Source organism: Pseudomonas sp. AIG, assembly GCF_977020205.1.
Genome location: NZ_CDROCK010000048.1, coordinates 1 through 16,512, shown reverse-complemented (window position 1 = coordinate 16,512; position 16,512 = coordinate 1). Strand labels below are relative to the sequence as shown.

The window sequence follows — 16,512 nt, the reverse complement described above, 5'->3', positions numbered from 1 at the left end:
CCATCGCTGGCAAGCCAGCTCCCACAGGTTTCCGCGGTGTTCACAAAATACGGGGCAAATCCGAGATCATTGTAGGAGTGAGCCTGCTCGCGATAGCGGTGGGTCTGTCAACAAATTATCGACTTACCTGACGCTATCGCGAGCAGGCTCACTCCTACAGGTTCAGTGTTGCCCAAAAATCCGAAGTACACCGGATATCCCTGTGGGAGCTGGCTTGCCAGCGATGACATTCGCCCAGTCACCGAAAATCCCCGCTCTGCACCCTCCTTGAGCATCCCCGCCAACCCCGCCCTTTAGCAGTGCGCACTAGCCAGTTTTTTCATCATTTGCAGCCAACAATTTCCTGATTTTCCTCACCGCGCACATGGGCCACCATCGATCTTGCCCGCCAGCCGAATGTTGTCCGCCCAAGCGTCCGCGAGAGACCAACGGCAGCAACTGCACAACGGCCGGCGACCGTACTGCCCATGACAAAACTAAATCAACAGCGTCGGGAGTGCTCCATGATCAAGTCCTTGTGTATTCGTCTCACTCATCCTCTGGCAATCACCGCCCTTGCCGCCACGGTCGCGACCAGCGCCCAGGCCGGCACCCTGTCCATCGGCCACACCACGTGGGTCGGCTACGGCACCCTCTATCTGGCTCAGGACTTGGGCTACTTCAAGGAAAACGGCCTGACCGTCGAATTGCCAGTGGTCGAAGAGGCCTCGATGTACATGGCCGCGCAGGCCTCCGGGCAATTGTCCGGCTCGGCGTCGACCATCGATGAGGTGCTCAAGTACCGTCCGCAGTTCTGCTTCAAAGCGGTCGCGGCGCTGGATGACAGCCATGGCGGCGACGGTGTACTGGTCGGCAAGGATGTGAAGAGCCTGCAAGAGCTCAAGGGCAAATCCGTCGCGGTCAACGAGGGCTCGACTTCCCAATTCTGGCTCTCGTACCTGCTGAAAAAGAACGGCATGAAGATGAGCGACATCACCGTGCAGAACATGACCGCTGACGATGCCGCCACCGCGTTCATCGCCGGTCGCGTGCCCGCCGCCGTGACCTGGGAACCGCATCTGTCGATGGTCCGCGACAAGCAGCAAGGCAAAGTGCTGATTGACAGCAGCAGCACCCCCGGTGTGATCGTCGACGTGGTCGCGCTTAATTGCAGCGTTATCGAGAAGCAACCGGAAGACGTCAAAGCGCTGGTCGCCGGTTTGTACAAAGCCGTGCAGTACACCAAGGATCATCCGGAAGACGCTTACAAAATCATGGCCAAAGGCGTCGGCGGTTACCTGTCCGATCCGAAGGAACTGGCCGCCGCCGCACAAGGCGTGCGTTTCTACGATCAAGCCATGAGCGAGAAACTGCTCGGCTCGCCGGGCAAACCGGGTGACAGCGCACCACTGATCAAACTGGCCAACGAAACCGCCAGCGAACTGCAGGGCAAACCCTACAACGTCAGCAACGACGAGCTGGTCGACAACCGTTTCGTCAGCCCGCTCTAGGAGGTTTGCCATGTTCAAGCGCAATTCATGGCTGAGCCGCAGCCTTACGCCAAAAACCGCTTTGCCGGTGCAAGTGGTATGGAGCGCCAGCGCTCTGGCCTGGGTCTTGTTGGTCGGCTTATGGGCCGGGTTGTCTTACGGCGGCATCGTGCCGGGGATGTTTTTGCCGACGCCGGGCGCGGTGGTTGAAGCCGCCGTGCGCCTGGGCCGCGACGGCACCCTCGGCACGCATGTCTGGGCGAGTGTCGAAGTGGTGATGGTCGGCTTCATCGTGTCGTCGCTGGTGGCGGTGCCGTTGGGGTTGCTGATGGGCAGTTTCCGTATTGTCCAGGCGTTCCTTGAGCCGCTGGTGAATTTCATTCGTTACCTGCCGGTGACCTCGTTTGTGCCGTTGTTCATCCTGTGGATCGGTATCGGTCTGGAGCAGCGTGTTTCGGTGATTATCTTCGGCGTGTTCTTCCAGCAACTGGTGATGATCGCCGACGTGTCCAAGGGCATTTCCAAGGATCTGATCAACGCCTCTTACACCTTGGGTTCGAACCGCCGCGATGCGGTGTTGCATGTGATCGCGCCGGCCTCGGTGCCGGGTGTGCTCGATACCCTACGGGTAACGATGGGCTGGGCCTGGACGTATCTGGTGGTGGCTGAACTGGTCGCCGCTTCCAGTGGTTTGGGCTACTTGAGCCTGAAGGCTATGCGCGGCTTTCAGGTGGATGTGATTTTTCTCGCCATCGCGATCATCGGCCTGCTCGGGCTGGTCACCGATCAACTGTTCCGCTTTCTTCGTTTGAGGGTTGCCGCATGGGCTCAGTGACTGCTGCCAATCATCGTTTTATCGAACCTGTCGCGGCACCGGCGCAAGCAGCGCCACGCTTGCAGGTGGACAAAGTCAGCCTGCGTTACAAGAAGCCTGACGGCGGCACATTCACTGCGCTTGAAGAAGTGTCGTTCGAGGTGCCGGATCAGCAGTTTGCGGTGCTGGTCGGACCTTCGGGGTGCGGTAAATCGAGCCTGTTGTACCTGACCGCTGGTCTGGCCGAGCCGACTTCCGGTGAAATATACGTCGGTGGCCAGCAGGTGCAGGGCCCCGGTGCGGATCGCGGCATGGTCTTTCAGAGCTACACGCTGTTCCCGTGGCTGACCGTGCGCCAAAACGTTGAGTTCGGCCTTAAGCGCCGTGGCATGCCGGCGGCGCGGCGCAAGGAAATTGTCGATTACTACGTCAACGAAGTCGGCCTCGCCGGGTTCGCCGACAACTACGCCAAGCAACTGTCGGGCGGGATGATGCAGCGCGTGGCGATTGCCCGCGCACTGGCCAATGACCCGCAGATTCTGCTGATGGACGAACCGTTCGGCGCCCTCGACAGCCAGACACGTTTGCAGATGCAGCAGTTGTTGCTGCGCGTCTGGGGCAACAGCAAGAAAACCGTGTTGTTCGTCACCCATGACATCGACGAAGCCATTCTGCTCGGCGACCGGGTCTATGTGATGGGCGCCAAACCGGGGCGGATCAAACAGATTCTCGACGTACCGATCGAACGTCCACGCTCACTGGACATGGTCATGGACCGCTCGTTCATCGACATGAAACGACAGATCTTCGGGTTGCTGCATGACGACCTGGAAGAGGTGCATTGATCCAACGGTCATATCACCTGACCATTGTGGGAGCGAGCCTGCTCGCGATGGCGTAGTGTCAGTCGATAAATAGGGTGCCTGACACACCGCTTTCGCGAGCAGGCTCGCTCCCACAGGGTTGCGTGGTGGGGCAGCCGGCGATGTGATTTCACTGCTGGGCAAACACGGTTTTGACCCATCCCTGCAGGGTGTATTTCTGGTAGATGTGTTCAGGCACGTCGACATACGGATCCGTAATGAACCGTTCCGGAATCACCGGATTGGCCTCATCGATCACCAGAATGTTCGCCGGGTTGAAAAAGTCATAGTCGACCACGCTCTTGTTGGTGGTGATGACTTTTTTGCGTGAGGCCATGGCTTCGAAGAACCGGAAACTCAATCCCGCCTGACCGGGCTTGGCAATGTCGAGAATGATCCGCGAGCGCTTGACCAGCTCGCCGACGGACTCCAGTGACATTCTCTGCTCGAAAAAGGTGATGCCCGGATGCGCCCCCGGAACTGGTTTGGACTGGACCAGAAACTTGTAATCGGTCACCCCGAGGCGATCGAATTCCTCTGCCAGACCGGCAAGTGCCGGCACCCGATCCTTGCCCGCCATCACCACAAACGCCGAGTACTCACCGGGCTCTCCGTCCGCGATGTAGTCGTCGTAAATGAAGTTGTAGAGTTTTTTCAGCCCGTAGCTTTCGGCATTTTCCGGGTCGAAGGAAAACACCTCGTCATAACCGGCAAGCGCTTCGCGGGTCATCGGCCAGCGACTGAAGCTGTCGTAGAGGTAGGCGATCTTGTGGTCGGAGACCTTGAGTCCGGCGGCCAACTGGTTTGCATCGATCTGGGCCGGGTTGATGATGAGTGCGACGTCGAAACGTCCATGCGCAGCGATGGCTTTGTTGAACTGGCGTAACTGCGCCCAGCGTTTCAGCGGGCGGCGCAGGATCTTCGGCGCCCGCTCAAAACTGTTCTGCATCGATGACGTATCGATAAAACACACGTCGTTGTCGATCATCAGATAGTCCGCCAGTTTGCGCGCGTAACCACCAATGTCCTTGCACACCAATAAGATTTTCATGGGATTCCATATCGTCAATTCGGGCAACGGGTCGATATTCCTTGGCCCTGCCTAGAGCGCCGCCGGCAGCAGGAAGCGCGCAATCACCGGCAAGTGATCGGAGATGCGCAAGGTATCGTCCTGGCGCACCATCGCTTCCACCCGCTTGATCTTCGGGCTGTAAAACAGATAGTCGACCGTGCGATCCGGGCCGTTCAGGCCAGGATCGTTGGGGTAGTGGGTCAGCCATTGCGCCCGGTCGATGCCGCTGGCTTCGTTGTTGGTCGGGATCATCGGGTATTTGTCCCACAGCAGATGCAGTTCGCTGTCGGCGGAGTAGGGCGTGCGCTGTTCGGCAGGCAGGCGGCGGTACTGACCGAGCGGCAATAGATTGAAGTCACCGCCGATCAACCACGGCAGGCCTTGGCTCTCGTACTTGTCGAGCACTTTGGCCACGGCGGTCACTTGTGCCTGCGCGGTGTCATCGGGTTGGCTGGCGCGTTCAAGGTGGGTGTTGAACACGGTCAGTTGCCCGCCGTCACTCAGGGGCAGTTTGGTGGCGAGCAGGGCGTCTTTCGGTTGGAATTGGCGGCTGATGAAGTTGGCGGCAGCCACTGGCAATTGCAGGCGCTCGGCGTGCTCTATGCGATAGCGGCTCAACGTCGCCAGTTGCCGGCCGACGCTGCCAAAGATGTGTCGATCAGGGACGAATTCGGCTTTCCAGTCAAACGCACTGGCGTTGCATGGGTACAGGTCGGCGACCCGTTCCTGCAAGAGCTTGAGCTGGTCCTGATAATCGCTGGCCTTGGCGCCGTCATCGAGCTCCTGCAGCAGCACCACATCGGGCTGCTCATCGCGGATCACCCGCGCCACTTCGTCGAGGCTGAAGGCCATGTCTTCCGGGGTCGGCGCTTCATCGTTGCCCTGGGCCAGATCATTCCAGAACACGTAACGCTTGCCGGCCAGGTACTGCACGTTCCAGGTCATGACCTTCAGCGCCTGGCCCGGCACCAGCGTCGGTGGCGTTCCGGTGCAACTGACCGGCAATGTTTCGCGAGTGTCGGGGCGCCAGGTCAGGCTGAACAGCAGCCCGCCGATCAGGGCGATGGCGAGCACGAAAAGCAACAGGGTGTAGCGCAGTAGACGGGTCATGGCTCGGCTTATAGCGTTACAGAAAGTGGCCCCGAGCATACCTGACGGTCGTCTCGAAGCCCAAGCGCAGAGCGGTCAGATTACTCTGTCACGTTTGTCGGGCAATTCGCTGATCAGCATGAACAGGCGGAACAACACCACACTGGTAAACAGTTGCAGGAAGCTGTGAGCGCTGTCGATCAATATCGCGATCACAGGGTTTTGCGGCTCGGGGTACACCGCCAGCGTTGCGCCCTTGAGCAACCACAGTGGCGTCATCACACAGAGAATGCACAGCAGGATTCGCCAGAAATGCCCACGGGTCAGGCGCAGGCTTTCTTTCATCGCCTGCAATGGCCCCATGCCGCGCAGCACCAGCAGGTATTCGCCGAACGCGAGCATCACCATCAGCATCAGGCCCGGCAGGAAGTACAGCGACAGGCCCAGCAGAATCAACAAAGTATTGAGCGCCGTGAGCAGAGCGAAGCGTGGCCACAGGGTCGCGGCCATCGCCAGCAGATCTCGGTTGCGCGGCGACTCGCCACGGCTGCGCGCATCGAGGAACAGGATCAGGGCGGCGGTGTACAGCGGATACACCAGCAGGCCGACGACAACGCTGATGGCCGAGAAATTTTCCGGCCCGGTGGCGTGATCGACCACTTGTTGCAGGAACGCTTCGAAAATCACCAGCGGCAGGCACAACTGCACGATGCTGCCCAAATGGCGTTTGAAAAAATACAAAGAGTCGCGCAGCACTTCGAGGGCATTCATCAGTCGGTATCGCAGGTCGAAAACAGTGGCTCACTTTAACCGATGATGGCTGGCGCGACACAAACGTAAACATTCGGTAAAGGTCATTGAAACGTTTTGTCACCGTCTCCATTACAGGAGAGCACCTCGGCCAACGTGGACGAGGGCAATGTTATCCCCGGCAATCTACGAGGTCGCCATGAACAGCGAAGAGCAAACCCTGATCGATGGACTGTTTTCCCGGCTGCAACAGGCCGAAACGGAGGCAGCCCCGCGTGATGCCCAGGCTGAGGCGCGGATCAAGGAACACCTGACCCGCCAGCCGGCGGCAGGTTATTTCATGACCCAGGCGATTCTGGTGCAAGAGGCTGCGCTCAAGAGCCTCGATGAGCAGAACAAGCAACTGACGCAACAAGTCCAGCAGTTGCAGGCCGAACTGCAAGCGGCCAAGGCGCAGAGTGCCGCCCCGGCGCCAAGCGGCGGCGGTGGTTTCCTGTCGAGCATTTTTGGTGGCAGCCCGCGTCCGGCGCCGACCCAGAGCGCGGCCCCATCGTCCACTGGCGGCTGGCGCGAACCGGCCCCGCAGCAGAGCTTCGGCGCTCCAGCACCCCAACAGAACTTCGGCGCAGCGCCGCCTAACTATGCGCAGCAAGCTGCTCCGGCGGCCGGCAGCAGCTTCCTCGGTGGCGCCTTGAAAACCGCCGCGGGTGTGGCCGGTGGCGTGATGCTGGCGCAAGGCATCAGCAGCCTCTTTCATCACAATCAGCAGCCGGAAGAAATCGTTGAAGTGATCAAGGAAGAGCCGGCGCAGGTCGCCGACCAGAGCAACAGTGGCTGGGGCGATGATCAGCGTGTGGCCGATAGCGGCGTCTCTGGCAATGATCAGGGCGGGTTCACCGACACCGACTACAGCGACGACAACTCATCGTTCTTTGATGACGACGATTCCTTCGTCTGATTCACCATTCGTCCGGAGTCCTTTGGGGCTTCGGGCCGATTATTCGCGGAACCTTCCTTCGGACTGGCATACTGAGCGCCTTTTTCGGGCCCTGCGCCTGATCCCGCTTCGTGCGCTTGCGCGCCCACAGGAACTCCGGTGAAAAAAATCGCAGTGTTCGCCGACGTGCAGAACCTCTACTACACCGTGCGTCAGGCCTATGGTTGTCACTTCAACTACGCCGCATTGTGGGCGGACATCAGCAAGGACGGGCAGATCGTCGAGGCCTACGCCTATGCGATCGACCGTGGCGACAGCAAGCAGCAGCAGTTCCAGCAGATCCTGCGCAACCTCGGTTTCACCGTGAAACTCAAACCCTATATCCAGCGCAGCGACGGCTCGGCCAAGGGCGACTGGGACGTGGGCATCACCCTCGACATCATGGACGCCGCCGACCACGTCGACGAAATCGTCCTGGCTTCCGGTGACGGTGATTTCGACATGCTGCTGGAACGCATCATCAGCAAACACGGGGTTCAAGCCGTCGCCTACGGCGTGCTCGGCCTGACCGCCAACTCGCTGATTCGCGCCGCCAGCCGTTACGTGCCGATCGAAGGCGCGCTGCTGTTAAAAAATTAAGCTGAAGAATTGATTTGTACGGAGTTGAACCCGGTTTGGAACGCATTGCAGTCATCGACTTTGAAACCACCGGCCTCTCGCCGAACAGCAGCTGCCGCGCTACGGAAATTGCCGTGGTCATGCTGGAAAACGGCCGCATCGTCGAGCGTTACCAGAGCCTGATGAACGCCGGCGTGCGCGTCCCCGCGTTCATCGAACAACTGACCGGCATCAGCAACGCCATGCTACGCAACGCGCCATCGGCAGAGCAGGTGATGAACGAGGTGAATGAGTTTGTCGGCTGCACGCCGCTGGTCGCACACAATGCCTCGTTCGACCAGAAGTTCTGGGATTTTGAGCTGGGGCGGATCAAACGTACGCGGTTGCAGAATTTTGCCTGCTCGCTGTTGCTGGCGCGGCGCTTGATGCCGGCGGCGCCGAATCACAAGCTCGGTACGCTCACCACGTTTGCGCACCTGCCGCACACCGGCCAGGCTCACCGGGCGATGGCCGATGCCGAGATGGCGGCCAACCTGATGGCGCATCTGGCTGAGCAATTGCGCGACAAGCACGGCGTACGCGAGCTATCGCATGATCTGCTGTGCAAACTGCAGAAAGTCCCTGCCGCGAAAGTCAGCGAACACCTGCAACGCTATCGCTGATCCCCAGCCCAACACAGAACCCTGTAGGAGTGAGCCTGCTCGCGATGACGGTGTGTCAGTCAACATTTGTTTCGACTGATGCGCCGCCATCGCGAGCAGGCTCACTCCTACATTGGATCTGTGTTGATCCGAACTATTTGCCGTTGCTTTCGATATGGCCTAACGGCACGCGCTTTTCGATGGCGCTCGACAGCACGATGGATGTCTTGCTGAAGCCAAACTTCGCCACCCGATTGATCAACTCCTCCAGCTCCGTCATCGAGCCCACTGCGCCCTTCATCATCACGCACGGATCGCCCGTGACTCGAAAGCACTCGGTCAGTTGCGGGATTTTTACCAGTTCGTCGTAGACCTTCTGACTGCCATTCTGGTGCAGACGCAATTCGATCATGCACTGGATCGGCAGGCCGATTTTCGACAGGTCGATTTTCGCTTCATACCCGGTGATCACCCCGGCTGCCTCGAGCTTGGCCACGCGCTCGGCGACGGCGGGGGCGGAGAGGTTCACTTTGCGCGCCAGATCGGCGTAGGACGCACGACCGTTTTCGAGAAGCGCGCTGAGCAGCATGCGGTCGTATTTGTCCAAGGGAAATTTCCTGAAAATGCCAGACTTTCGAAATCGTGGTTTATTCCACCGATCTCCGTGATTTCCAAAGTGTACCGGCGCTATAAACAGGTTTTGTAACTTATTTTTGCTCGTCAGCCTTTCTAGAATAATCCATCCCCTAAGCCTGACTTTCGAGCTGCCCATGCCTGCCTTGCGCCGTTTTTCCTTGCCGCTGATCGCCGCGTTTTTTGCGTTGTACGTGATTTGGGGATCGACCTATCTGGTGATCCGCATCGGCGTCGAATACTGGCCGCCGCTGATGCTCGGCGGGGTGCGCTTTGTGATTGCCGGCAGCCTGATGTACGCCTTCCTGCGCTGGCGCGGGGCACCGGCGCCGACCTGGGCGCAGTGGAAAGCGGCGGGGATCATCGGGATTTTGCTGCTCAGTTTCGGTAACGGCGCGGTGAGTGTGGCCGAGCATACCGGCGTGGCTTCGGGGGTAGCGGCATTGGCGGTGGCGACGGTGCCGTTGTTTACGTTGCTCTGTGGATATTTCTGGGGTGCGCGCAATACCCGTCTGGAATGGGCCGGGGTGGCGTTGGGAATTATCGGCATCGCCATGCTCAATATGGGTTCCAACCTGCAATCGAGTCCGATGGGCGCAGCATTGCTGATTTTCGCGGCGGCAACCTGGGCGTTCGGTTCGGTGTGGAGCAGACATCTGCCGTTGCCGCAGGGCGCGATGGCCAGCGCGGTGGAAATGCTGGTCGGCGGTGTGGTGTTGCTGATCGGCAGCGCTGTCAGCGGCGAGCACCTGCAAGCCGTGCCGCCGGTTGAAGGCTGGCTGGCGCTGGCCTATCTGATCTTCTTCGGCTCGATCATCGCCTTCAATTCCTACATGTACCTGCTCAAGCATGTGCGTCCGGCAGCCGCGACCAGTTATGCCTATGTCAACCCGGCGGTGGCGGTGTTGCTGGGGATCGTGTTTGTTGGCGAGACCATCGGTATCGAAGAAGCGCTGGCGATGCTGGTAATCATCAGCGCGGTGGTGTTGATTGGCTTGCCGCAGTGGCGCCGTCCGGCACAGCCGCCAGTCGTGGCGCCGACCGCCGTTCCTAAAGAAACGCGTACGAATTAGGGTAAACTGCGCGGCATTGCATGCCCGCGTCATTTTTTCCTACGGTACTCCCATGACTTTCGCCACCCTTGGCCTGATCGAACCCTTGCTGCGCTCTCTCGAGACGCTCGGCTACCAGACCCCGACGCCGGTTCAGGCGCAAGCCATTCCGGCCGTGCTGGCCGGTCGTGACCTGATGGCAGCGGCCCAGACCGGTACCGGCAAAACCGCCGGTTTCGCCTTGCCACTGCTGCAGTTGCTCGCCATGGAAGGGCCGAAAGTCGCCGCCAATTCGGCGCGTGCGCTGATTCTGGTGCCGACCCGCGAGCTGGCCGAGCAGGTTCATGAGTCTGTGCGCCAGTACGCTGAAAACCTGCCGCTGCGCACGTACGCGGTGTACGGCGGCGTCAGCATCAACCCACAAATGATGAAGCTGCGCGGCGGCGTCGATGTGCTGGTCGCCACGCCTGGTCGTCTGATCGACCTGTTCCGTCAGAACGCGCTGAAACTCGATCAGTTGCAGACTCTGGTGCTGGATGAAGCCGATCGTATGCTCGACCTGGGCTTCTCCGAAGAACTGGCGAACATTTATCGCATGCTGCCGAAAAAGCGCCAGACCCTGCTGTTCTCCGCGACCTTCTCCGATGACATCCGCCTGCTGGCCGGGCAGATGCTCAACGATCCGCTGACCGTCGAAGTCAGCCCGCGTAACGTTGCTGCCAACACCGTAAAGCAGTGGATCGTGACGGTAGACAAGAAACGCAAGGCCGAACTGTTCGTGCACCTGATGCGCAAGAACAAGTGGAAGCAGGTGCTGGTGTTTGCCAAAACCCGCAACGGTGTCGATGCGCTGGTGGAAAAACTCCAGGGCCTCGGTGTGAATGCCGACGGTATTCACGGCGACAAGCCGCAAGCAACCCGTCAGCGTGCGCTGGACCGTTTCAAACTCAGTGAAGTGCAGATTTTGGTCGCGACTGATGTGGCGGCGCGGGGTCTGGATATTGAAGATCTGCCGTTGGTGATCAACTTCGATCTGCCGATTGTGGCTGAGGATTACATTCACCGTATCGGCCGTACCGGCCGTGCGGGCGCGACGGGCGAGGCGATCTCGCTGGTCTGTGCGGATGAAGTGAACATGTTGTCGGCGATTGAAATGCTGACGCGCCAGACCTTGAAGCGTCAGAACGAGCCGGACTTTGAGCCTGAGCATCGTGTGCCGGACACCGATGCCAGTGGTCAGGTGATCAAGAAGCCGAAGAAACCCAAGAAGCCGAAAGCTTCGGGTGGTGGCGGCAAGCGCAATCTGGGCAAGTGGGTCGACAGCGGCGAGACGCAGGCGCCGGAGCCTTCGGTCAAGCCTGTGCGTAAAGTGCCGGTGTTTAATACCGGGCCGCGTAAGCGTAAGCCTTAAGGTCAAAAGCCCCTCACCCTAGCCCTCTCCCGGAGGGAGAGGGGACTGATTGGGGGATGCTTTGAAGTTACGCCGACCTGAGAGAGCTTTACCGAATCCATAATCGACTCGTTTTTTCAGGTCGATGTATAGCGGCAGACACCTCGGTCGGCCCCCTCTCCCTCTGGGAGAGGGCTGGGGTGAGGGTTTAGCTCTCGAGCCACTGCACAATACCCAACCCCGCCGCCCGCCCACTGGCAAAACACCCCGTCAGCAAATAGCCACCCGTCGGCGCTTCCCAGTCAAGCATCTCGCCTGCACAAAACACCCCCGGCAACGCCTTGAGCATCAAGCGCTCATCCATCGCCTCAAACGTCACGCCGCCAGCACTGCTGATCGCCTCCTCCAATGGTCGGGTTTTTAGCAACGTCAGCGGTAGCGCCTTGATCGCCCGCGCCAACAGCGCCGGATCGGCGAAGGTCGCCGCATCCGTCAGTTCACGCAACAACGCTGCCTTCACCCCATCAATCCCGACCTGACTGTGCAGATGCTTGGCCATCGACCGCGAGCCACGTGGCTTGCTCAACGCCGTCTGCAATTTATCCACAGGTCGGCCGGGCAGCAGATCGATGTGAATAACCGCCGCGCCATATTGGTTGATCGCCTCACGAATCGGCGCCGACAGTGCATAAATCAGACTGCCCTCAATCCCGCTCGCGGTGATCACGCATTCGCCCAAACGCGGAACGTCGTCGTTCAAACCGATGGCGATGTTTTTCAGCGGTGCGCCGGCGAATTTGCTGACCATCAAATCGCTCCAGGCCTGCACCTCGAAGCCGCAATTACTCGGCTGCAACGGCGCCAGTCCTACACCGCGTTGCTCCAGTGCGAGCATCCACGCACCGTCGGAACCGAGGCGCGACCAACTGCCGCCGCCGAGGGCAAGCAGCGTGGCGTCGGGCTTGACGGTGATTTCGCCTTCCGGGCTGGCGATGCGCAGCGCACCGTGTTCATCCCAGCCGAGCCAGCGGTGGCGGGTGTGGATAACTACGCCGCTGTCGCGCAGGCGTTTGAGCCAGGCGCGCAGTAGCGGGGCGGCTTTCATGTCGGTGGGGAATACGCGGCCGGAGCTGCCGATAAAGGTTTCGATCCCGAGATCATGAATCCACGTGCACAACGCATCAGCGTCGAACCCGCGCAGCAGTGGTGCGATCTGCGGGGCGCGCTCGGCGTAACGCGAGAGGAACGCCGGGTAGGCTTCGGAGTGGGTAATGTTCATGCCGCCGACGCCGGCCAGCAGGAATTTGCGGCCCACCGAGGGCATGCCGTCGTAAAGATCGACGCGGATTCCGGCCTGGCTCAGCACTTCGGCAGCCATCAGGCCGGCGGGGCCACCGCCGATGATGACGACGTGAGCGGGGGAGGAGGCGGAATTCTGGGTCATGGCATGCGCTGCGGTATGGCGGGATAAGCCGCGCATTCTAACAGCGCAGATCTTTTGTAGGAGTGAGCCTGCTCGCGATAGCGGTGTGTCAGCCAAGAAAATGTTGAAGGTGCTGACGCTATCGCGAGCAGGCTCACTCCTACAGGATTTGTGTTGGCTCAGAATGTTGGTTGAAAAATGATCAGTGCGCTGCAGGCCATGAGCGGTATGGCCTGTAGTCCCTTTCACTCAGGTTATCCACAGGCCGTTCCACAGCGATTGTGGGTAACGCAGCACAACTCAATGACATCCGTGTGAACGCCACACGCGCTGCGCGCTGTGATGGAGGATGCCATGGCGGCGGGCGAGGGCGTGGCGATCCTTGCTGTAGCCGCCGCCAATCACGCCCATCACCGGAATATCGCGCCCCAGGCAATGGCGCATCACGCTTTCATCGCGGGCGGCGACGCCTTCGTCGGTGAGCTGCAGATAACCGAGGGCGTCGTCTTTGTGCACATCAACGCCGGCGTCGTACAGCACCAGGTCCGGTTGATACAGCGGCAGCAAATAATTGAGTGTGTCGTCGACCACTTTCAAATAGTCAGTGTCGCCCATGCCTTTGGGCAGTGGAATGTCCCAGTCACTTTCGGCTTTGCGTGCAGGAAAATTCTTCTCGCAGTGCAGGGAAACGGTAATCGCCTCCGGTGTGTCATGGAGAATCCGCGCGGTGCCGTCGCCCTGATGCACATCGCAATCGAAGATCAGCACCCGATTCACGCGACCGCTTTGCAGCAGGTAATGGCTGATGATCGCCAGGTCATTGAAAATGCAGAACCCCGCCGGGTAGTCGTAATGCGCGTGATGAGTGCCGCCCGCCAAGTGACAGGCCAGTCCATGCTCCAGGGCTTTTTCCGCCGCCAGAATCGAGCCGCCGACCGCGCGCACCGTACGCCGCGCCAGCGCTTCGTTCCACGGCAGGCCAAGACGCCGCTGGTCTTCGCGGGACAACTCGCCGCTCATGTAGCGTTCGATATACGCACGGTCATGGGCGAGGGCGAGGATGTCGTTGGGGCAGATTTCCGGGCGCAGCAAATCGGCATCACGGGTCAGGCCGCTGTCGACCAGGTGATCGCGCAGCAGGCGAAACTTGTCCATCGGGAAGCGGTGATCCGCCGGAAACTCGGGGCTGTAGTCTTCGTGGTAGATCAGCGGCAGTGGCATGGCGGTTTCATGTAGGAACGTAGGAAAGAGTGAAGGATCCTACCAGCGATGTAGACTTGCGGCATGGAAACGGAGGGGCACGATGGAGCCGATACTGGAACTCGAGAGCGCGCGCTTGCTGATGCGCCAGTGGCAGGACGAGGATTTGCCGGCATTTGCCGCGATGTGCGCCGATCCTCAAGTCATGCGTTATTTTCCGGCGCCGTTGAGCCGACTGGAAAGCGCTTCGCTGATCGGTCGGATTCGCGGGCATTTTGCCGAGCACGGTTTTGGCCTTTGGGCGCTGGAGCGCAAGGACAGCGGCGAATTCATCGGTTTCACCGGGCTCGGCGTGGTCGGTTTCGATGCGTCGTTCACCCCTGCGGTGGAAATCGGCTGGCGCCTGGCCAAGGAACATTGGGGGCTGGGTTACGCCAGTGAAGCGGCGTGGACCGCTCTACGCTGCGGCTTTGATCGCTTGGCGCTCAAGGAGATCGTCTCCTTCACCGCGCAATCCAATCTGCCGTCGGAGAAAGTCATGCAGGCGATCGGCATGCATCACGCCCCGGAAGATGATTTCGATCACCCGAAGCTGGCCGTCGATCATCCGTTACGCCGGCATGTGCTGTACCGCATCACTCGGGAGCAATGGCTGCAAACCTTGCATGGATAAGCCGACACGGACGTTTACAATGGCCGCCATATCATTGGCCCGCGCCAGAATCTGAATCGGCCGCCGCAGCCAAGACTGCGCGGCATAGTGCTTTGTGTGAGGAGAGTCTGAATGAGCCAAGTGTTGGAAGATCTGGTCGACCTGCTGACCCTGGAACCGATCGAAGAAAACCTGTTCCGTGGCCGTAGCCAGGACCTGGGTTTCCGTCAGTTGTTCGGTGGTCAGGTGCTCGGTCAGTCGCTGTCGGCGGCCAGTCAGACCGTTGAAGAAACGCGCCATGTGCACTCGATGCACGGCTATTTCCTGCGTCCGGGCGATGCCAAGTTGCCGGTGGTTTATTCGGTTGATCGCGTGCGCGATGGCGGCAGCTTCAGTACCCGTCGGGTCACGGCGATCCAGAAGGGCCATCCGATTTTCACCTGCAGCGCTTCGTTTCAATACGACGAGGCAGGCTTTGAGCACCAGAGCCAGATGCCGGTGGTGGTCGGCCCAGAAAACCTGCCGTCGGAGCTGGAATTGACCCAGCAACGCGCGCACCTGATCCCCGAACACATGCGTGAAAAACTGCTGTGCCCGAAACCGATCGAAGTGCGCCCGGTCACTGAAAAAGACCCGTACAACCCGCAACCGGCCGATCCGGTGAAGTACGTGTGGTTCCGTGCCGACGGCGCATTGGCTGATATTCCGGCGCTGCACAAATACTTGCTGGCCTACGCCTCGGACTTTGGCCTGCTGACCACCTCGATGCTGCCCCATGGCAAATCGGTCTGGCAGAAAGACATGCAGGTCGCCAGCCTCGATCACGCGCTGTGGTTCCACAACGATCTGCGCGCCGATGACTGGTTGCTCTACGCGATGGACAGTCCGTGGGCTGGCAATTCTCGCGGATTCTCCCGTGGCAGCGTGTACAACCGCGCCGGACAACTGGTCGCTTCGGTGACGCAGGAAGGCTTGATCCGTCATCGCAAGGACTGGGCATGAGCCTGAAAGCGGTAAAGCACTGGGTGTTCGACATGGACGGCACGCTGACCGTTGCCGTGCATGATTTTGCGGCGATTCGCGTGGCGCTGGCGATTCCGCCGGAGGACGACATCCTCACTCATCTTGCGGCATTGCCGGCGGATGAGGCAGCGGCGAAACATGCCTGGTTGCTGGAGCACGAGCGCGATCTAGCGTTGGGCTCGACCCCGGCCGCCGGGGCGGTGGAGCTGGTGCGTGACCTGCATGCGCGCGGTTATCGCCTCGGCATTCTGACCCGCAACGCGCGGGAACTGGCGCACGTGACGCTGGAAGCGATTGGCCTGGCCGACTGCTTTGCGGTAGACGATGTGTTGGGCCGCGATGAAGCACCGCCGAAACCGCACCCGGGTGGTTTGCTGAAGCTGGCTGAGGCCTGGGACGTGCCGGCGAGCGCGATGGTGATGGTCGGTGATTACCGCTTTGATCTGGATTGCGGGCGGGCGGCGGGGGCGCGGACGGTGTTGGTGAACCTGCCGGATAACCCGTGGCCCGAACTGACCGATTGGCATGCGAAGGATTGTGTCGAGTTGCGGCGGATGCTTCTGGCCTGAAATCTTGGGTGCTTTAGCGGGCCTCATCGCGAGCAGGCTCACTCCTACAATTGGAATGCGTTCCCCTGTAGGAGTGAGCCTGCTCGCGATGGCGTCAGATCAATCAGCACAAAACTTATTCGAACAACGCCTTCTGCCCCTCCGGCGAGGTCAGCATCCCATCGCCGTTATGCCCGACCCCGGGCACCTCGACCAGCCGCTGATTCACCCCTTCCGGATGCCGACGGAGCAAATAGCCGAAGTAAAACTTGCCACGCTCCAGGCGATACGCACCTTGCGCCTCGGCTTCACAACGCTTGTCCAGCGCCGGATGGTTG

General features: G+C 60.1%; 17 protein-coding genes and 1 pseudogene. 11 read left to right on the top strand and 7 right to left on the bottom strand.

Translation table 11 applies throughout. From position 1 onward, the window contains the following. The first annotated feature begins 503 nt into the window (after window positions 1-503). Genes ACWR1S_RS23600 through ACWR1S_RS23590 form a run of 3 tightly spaced genes read left to right on the top strand, consistent with a single transcriptional unit; the run spans window position 504 to window position 3,128 of the window. Window positions 504-1,490 (top strand): ABC transporter substrate-binding protein, encoded by a 987-nt coding sequence (locus ACWR1S_RS23600; RefSeq protein WP_454565196.1) that lies wholly within the window; start codon window positions 504-506, stop codon window positions 1,488-1,490. 10 nt (window positions 1,491-1,500) lie between these two features. Then, on the top strand, window positions 1,501-2,304 hold the full coding sequence (locus ACWR1S_RS23595) for an ABC transporter permease (protein WP_454565195.1): 804 nt from the start codon (window positions 1,501-1,503) through the stop codon (window positions 2,302-2,304). Next, window positions 2,292-3,128 carry an ABC transporter ATP-binding protein gene (locus tag ACWR1S_RS23590; protein WP_454565194.1) on the top strand — a complete coding sequence of 279 codons (837 nt, stop codon included), beginning with the start codon at window positions 2,292-2,294 and terminating at the stop codon, window positions 3,126-3,128. The genes ACWR1S_RS23595 and ACWR1S_RS23590 overlap by 13 nt, the downstream gene beginning before the upstream one ends. A gap of 148 nt (window positions 3,129-3,276) precedes the next feature. Here the strand turns inward: ACWR1S_RS23590 and ACWR1S_RS23585 are convergent, their stop codons facing one another. The 3 genes from ACWR1S_RS23585 to ACWR1S_RS23575 form a co-directional block, all read right to left on the bottom strand. Beyond that, complete coding sequence (locus ACWR1S_RS23585) at window positions 3,277-4,197, bottom strand: hypothetical protein (protein ID WP_454565193.1); 921 nt, start codon at window positions 4,195-4,197, stop codon at window positions 3,277-3,279. Window positions 4,198-4,248: 51 nt separating this feature from the next. Beyond that, window positions 4,249-5,328, bottom strand: coding sequence for an endonuclease/exonuclease/phosphatase family protein (locus ACWR1S_RS23580; RefSeq protein ID WP_454565192.1), 1,080 nt, complete (start codon window positions 5,326-5,328; stop codon window positions 4,249-4,251). A gap of 75 nt (window positions 5,329-5,403) precedes the next feature. After that, the gene (locus ACWR1S_RS23575; protein WP_454565191.1) at window positions 5,404-6,078 is read right to left on the bottom strand and encodes a YciC family protein; all 675 of its coding nucleotides are present in this window, start codon (window positions 6,076-6,078) and stop codon (window positions 5,404-5,406) included. Between the two features lie 178 nt (window positions 6,079-6,256). Between ACWR1S_RS23575 and ACWR1S_RS23570 the strand changes: the two genes are divergently transcribed. From ACWR1S_RS23570 to ACWR1S_RS23560, 3 genes are all read left to right on the top strand, one after another. Continuing rightward, entirely contained in the window at window positions 6,257-7,015 is a 759-nt protein-coding gene (locus ACWR1S_RS23570; RefSeq protein ID WP_454565227.1) for a DUF2076 domain-containing protein, read from the top strand. A gap of 138 nt (window positions 7,016-7,153) precedes the next feature. Continuing rightward, a complete protein-coding gene (locus ACWR1S_RS23565; protein ID WP_454565190.1) occupies window positions 7,154-7,633 on the top strand; it encodes a LabA-like NYN domain-containing protein in 480 nt (159 codons plus the stop codon). Window positions 7,634-7,668: 35 nt separating this feature from the next. Continuing rightward, complete coding sequence (locus ACWR1S_RS23560) at window positions 7,669-8,274, top strand: 3'-5' exonuclease (protein WP_454565189.1); 606 nt, start codon at window positions 7,669-7,671, stop codon at window positions 8,272-8,274. Window positions 8,275-8,407: 133 nt separating this feature from the next. Here ACWR1S_RS23560 and ACWR1S_RS23555 read toward each other — a convergent pair whose 3' ends face one another. Then, window positions 8,408-8,860: an Lrp/AsnC family transcriptional regulator gene (locus ACWR1S_RS23555; RefSeq protein ID WP_454565188.1), complete on the bottom strand. Its 453-nt coding sequence runs from the start codon at window positions 8,858-8,860 to the stop codon at window positions 8,408-8,410. 163 nt (window positions 8,861-9,023) lie between these two features. Between ACWR1S_RS23555 and yedA the strand changes: the two genes are divergently transcribed. Continuing rightward, a complete protein-coding gene (gene yedA / locus ACWR1S_RS23550; protein WP_454565187.1) occupies window positions 9,024-9,959 on the top strand; it encodes a drug/metabolite exporter YedA in 936 nt (311 codons plus the stop codon). 52 nt (window positions 9,960-10,011) lie between these two features. After that, window positions 10,012-11,349, top strand: a complete 1,338-nt coding sequence (locus ACWR1S_RS23545) for a DEAD/DEAH box helicase (protein WP_093434676.1) — start codon at window positions 10,012-10,014, stop codon at window positions 11,347-11,349. Between the two features lie 187 nt (window positions 11,350-11,536). On the opposite strand, the gene ACWR1S_RS23540 is transcribed toward ACWR1S_RS23545, so the two are convergent. Beyond that, window positions 11,537-12,772: a TIGR03862 family flavoprotein gene (locus tag ACWR1S_RS23540; RefSeq protein ID WP_454565186.1), complete on the bottom strand. Its 1,236-nt coding sequence runs from the start codon at window positions 12,770-12,772 to the stop codon at window positions 11,537-11,539. Window positions 12,773-13,051: 279 nt separating this feature from the next. Beyond that, the gene (locus ACWR1S_RS23535; RefSeq protein ID WP_454565185.1) at window positions 13,052-13,972 is read right to left on the bottom strand and encodes a histone deacetylase family protein; all 921 of its coding nucleotides are present in this window, start codon (window positions 13,970-13,972) and stop codon (window positions 13,052-13,054) included. Window positions 13,973-14,054: 82 nt separating this feature from the next. Here ACWR1S_RS23535 and ACWR1S_RS23530 point away from each other — a divergent pair, with 82 nt between their 5' ends. The 3 genes from ACWR1S_RS23530 (at window position 14,055) to ACWR1S_RS23520 (ending at window position 16,195) form a co-directional block, all read left to right on the top strand. After that, window positions 14,055-14,624, top strand: coding sequence for a GNAT family N-acetyltransferase (locus tag ACWR1S_RS23530; protein ID WP_454565184.1), 570 nt, complete (start codon window positions 14,055-14,057; stop codon window positions 14,622-14,624). Window positions 14,625-14,735: 111 nt separating this feature from the next. Continuing rightward, entirely contained in the window at window positions 14,736-15,605 is an 870-nt protein-coding gene (tesB, locus tag ACWR1S_RS23525) for an acyl-CoA thioesterase II (RefSeq protein WP_277759395.1), read from the top strand. Then, on the top strand, window positions 15,602-16,195 hold the full coding sequence (locus tag ACWR1S_RS23520) for an HAD family hydrolase (RefSeq protein ID WP_454565183.1): 594 nt from the start codon (window positions 15,602-15,604) through the stop codon (window positions 16,193-16,195). Before tesB ends, ACWR1S_RS23520 begins: the two co-directional genes overlap by 4 nt. Window positions 16,196-16,310: 115 nt before the next feature. Here the strand turns inward: ACWR1S_RS23520 and ACWR1S_RS23515 are convergent. After that, window positions 16,311-16,512 (bottom strand): annotated as a pseudogene (locus tag ACWR1S_RS23515) (alpha/beta hydrolase); the annotation flags it as partial.

What these genes read in the sequence shown, in the direction of transcription:
- ACWR1S_RS23585 (WP_454565193.1), bottom strand. Translation starts at nt 4,197, where the DNA reads ATGAAAATCTTATTGGTGTGCAAGGACATTGGTGGTTACGCGCGCAAA.
- tesB (WP_277759395.1), top strand. Translation starts at nt 14,736, where the DNA reads ATGAGCCAAGTGTTGGAAGATCTGGTCGACCTGCTGACCCTGGAACCG.
- ACWR1S_RS23530 (WP_454565184.1), top strand. Translation starts at nt 14,055, where the DNA reads ATGGAGCCGATACTGGAACTCGAGAGCGCGCGCTTGCTGATGCGCCAG.
- ACWR1S_RS23520 (WP_454565183.1), top strand. Translation starts at nt 15,602, where the DNA reads ATGAGCCTGAAAGCGGTAAAGCACTGGGTGTTCGACATGGACGGCACG.
- ACWR1S_RS23590 (WP_454565194.1), top strand. Translation starts at nt 2,292, where the DNA reads ATGGGCTCAGTGACTGCTGCCAATCATCGTTTTATCGAACCTGTCGCG.
- ACWR1S_RS23535 (WP_454565185.1), bottom strand. Translation starts at nt 13,972, where the DNA reads ATGCCACTGCCGCTGATCTACCACGAAGACTACAGCCCCGAGTTTCCG.
- ACWR1S_RS23545 (WP_093434676.1), top strand. Translation starts at nt 10,012, where the DNA reads ATGACTTTCGCCACCCTTGGCCTGATCGAACCCTTGCTGCGCTCTCTC.
- ACWR1S_RS23575 (WP_454565191.1), bottom strand. Translation starts at nt 6,078, where the DNA reads ATGAATGCCCTCGAAGTGCTGCGCGACTCTTTGTATTTTTTCAAACGC.
- ACWR1S_RS23600 (WP_454565196.1), top strand. Translation starts at nt 504, where the DNA reads ATGATCAAGTCCTTGTGTATTCGTCTCACTCATCCTCTGGCAATCACC.
- ACWR1S_RS23540 (WP_454565186.1), bottom strand. Translation starts at nt 12,772, where the DNA reads ATGACCCAGAATTCCGCCTCCTCCCCCGCTCACGTCGTCATCATCGGC.
- ACWR1S_RS23570 (WP_454565227.1), top strand. Translation starts at nt 6,257, where the DNA reads ATGAACAGCGAAGAGCAAACCCTGATCGATGGACTGTTTTCCCGGCTG.
- yedA (WP_454565187.1), top strand. Translation starts at nt 9,024, where the DNA reads ATGCCTGCCTTGCGCCGTTTTTCCTTGCCGCTGATCGCCGCGTTTTTT.
- ACWR1S_RS23580 (WP_454565192.1), bottom strand. Translation starts at nt 5,328, where the DNA reads ATGACCCGTCTACTGCGCTACACCCTGTTGCTTTTCGTGCTCGCCATC.
- ACWR1S_RS23595 (WP_454565195.1), top strand. Translation starts at nt 1,501, where the DNA reads ATGTTCAAGCGCAATTCATGGCTGAGCCGCAGCCTTACGCCAAAAACC.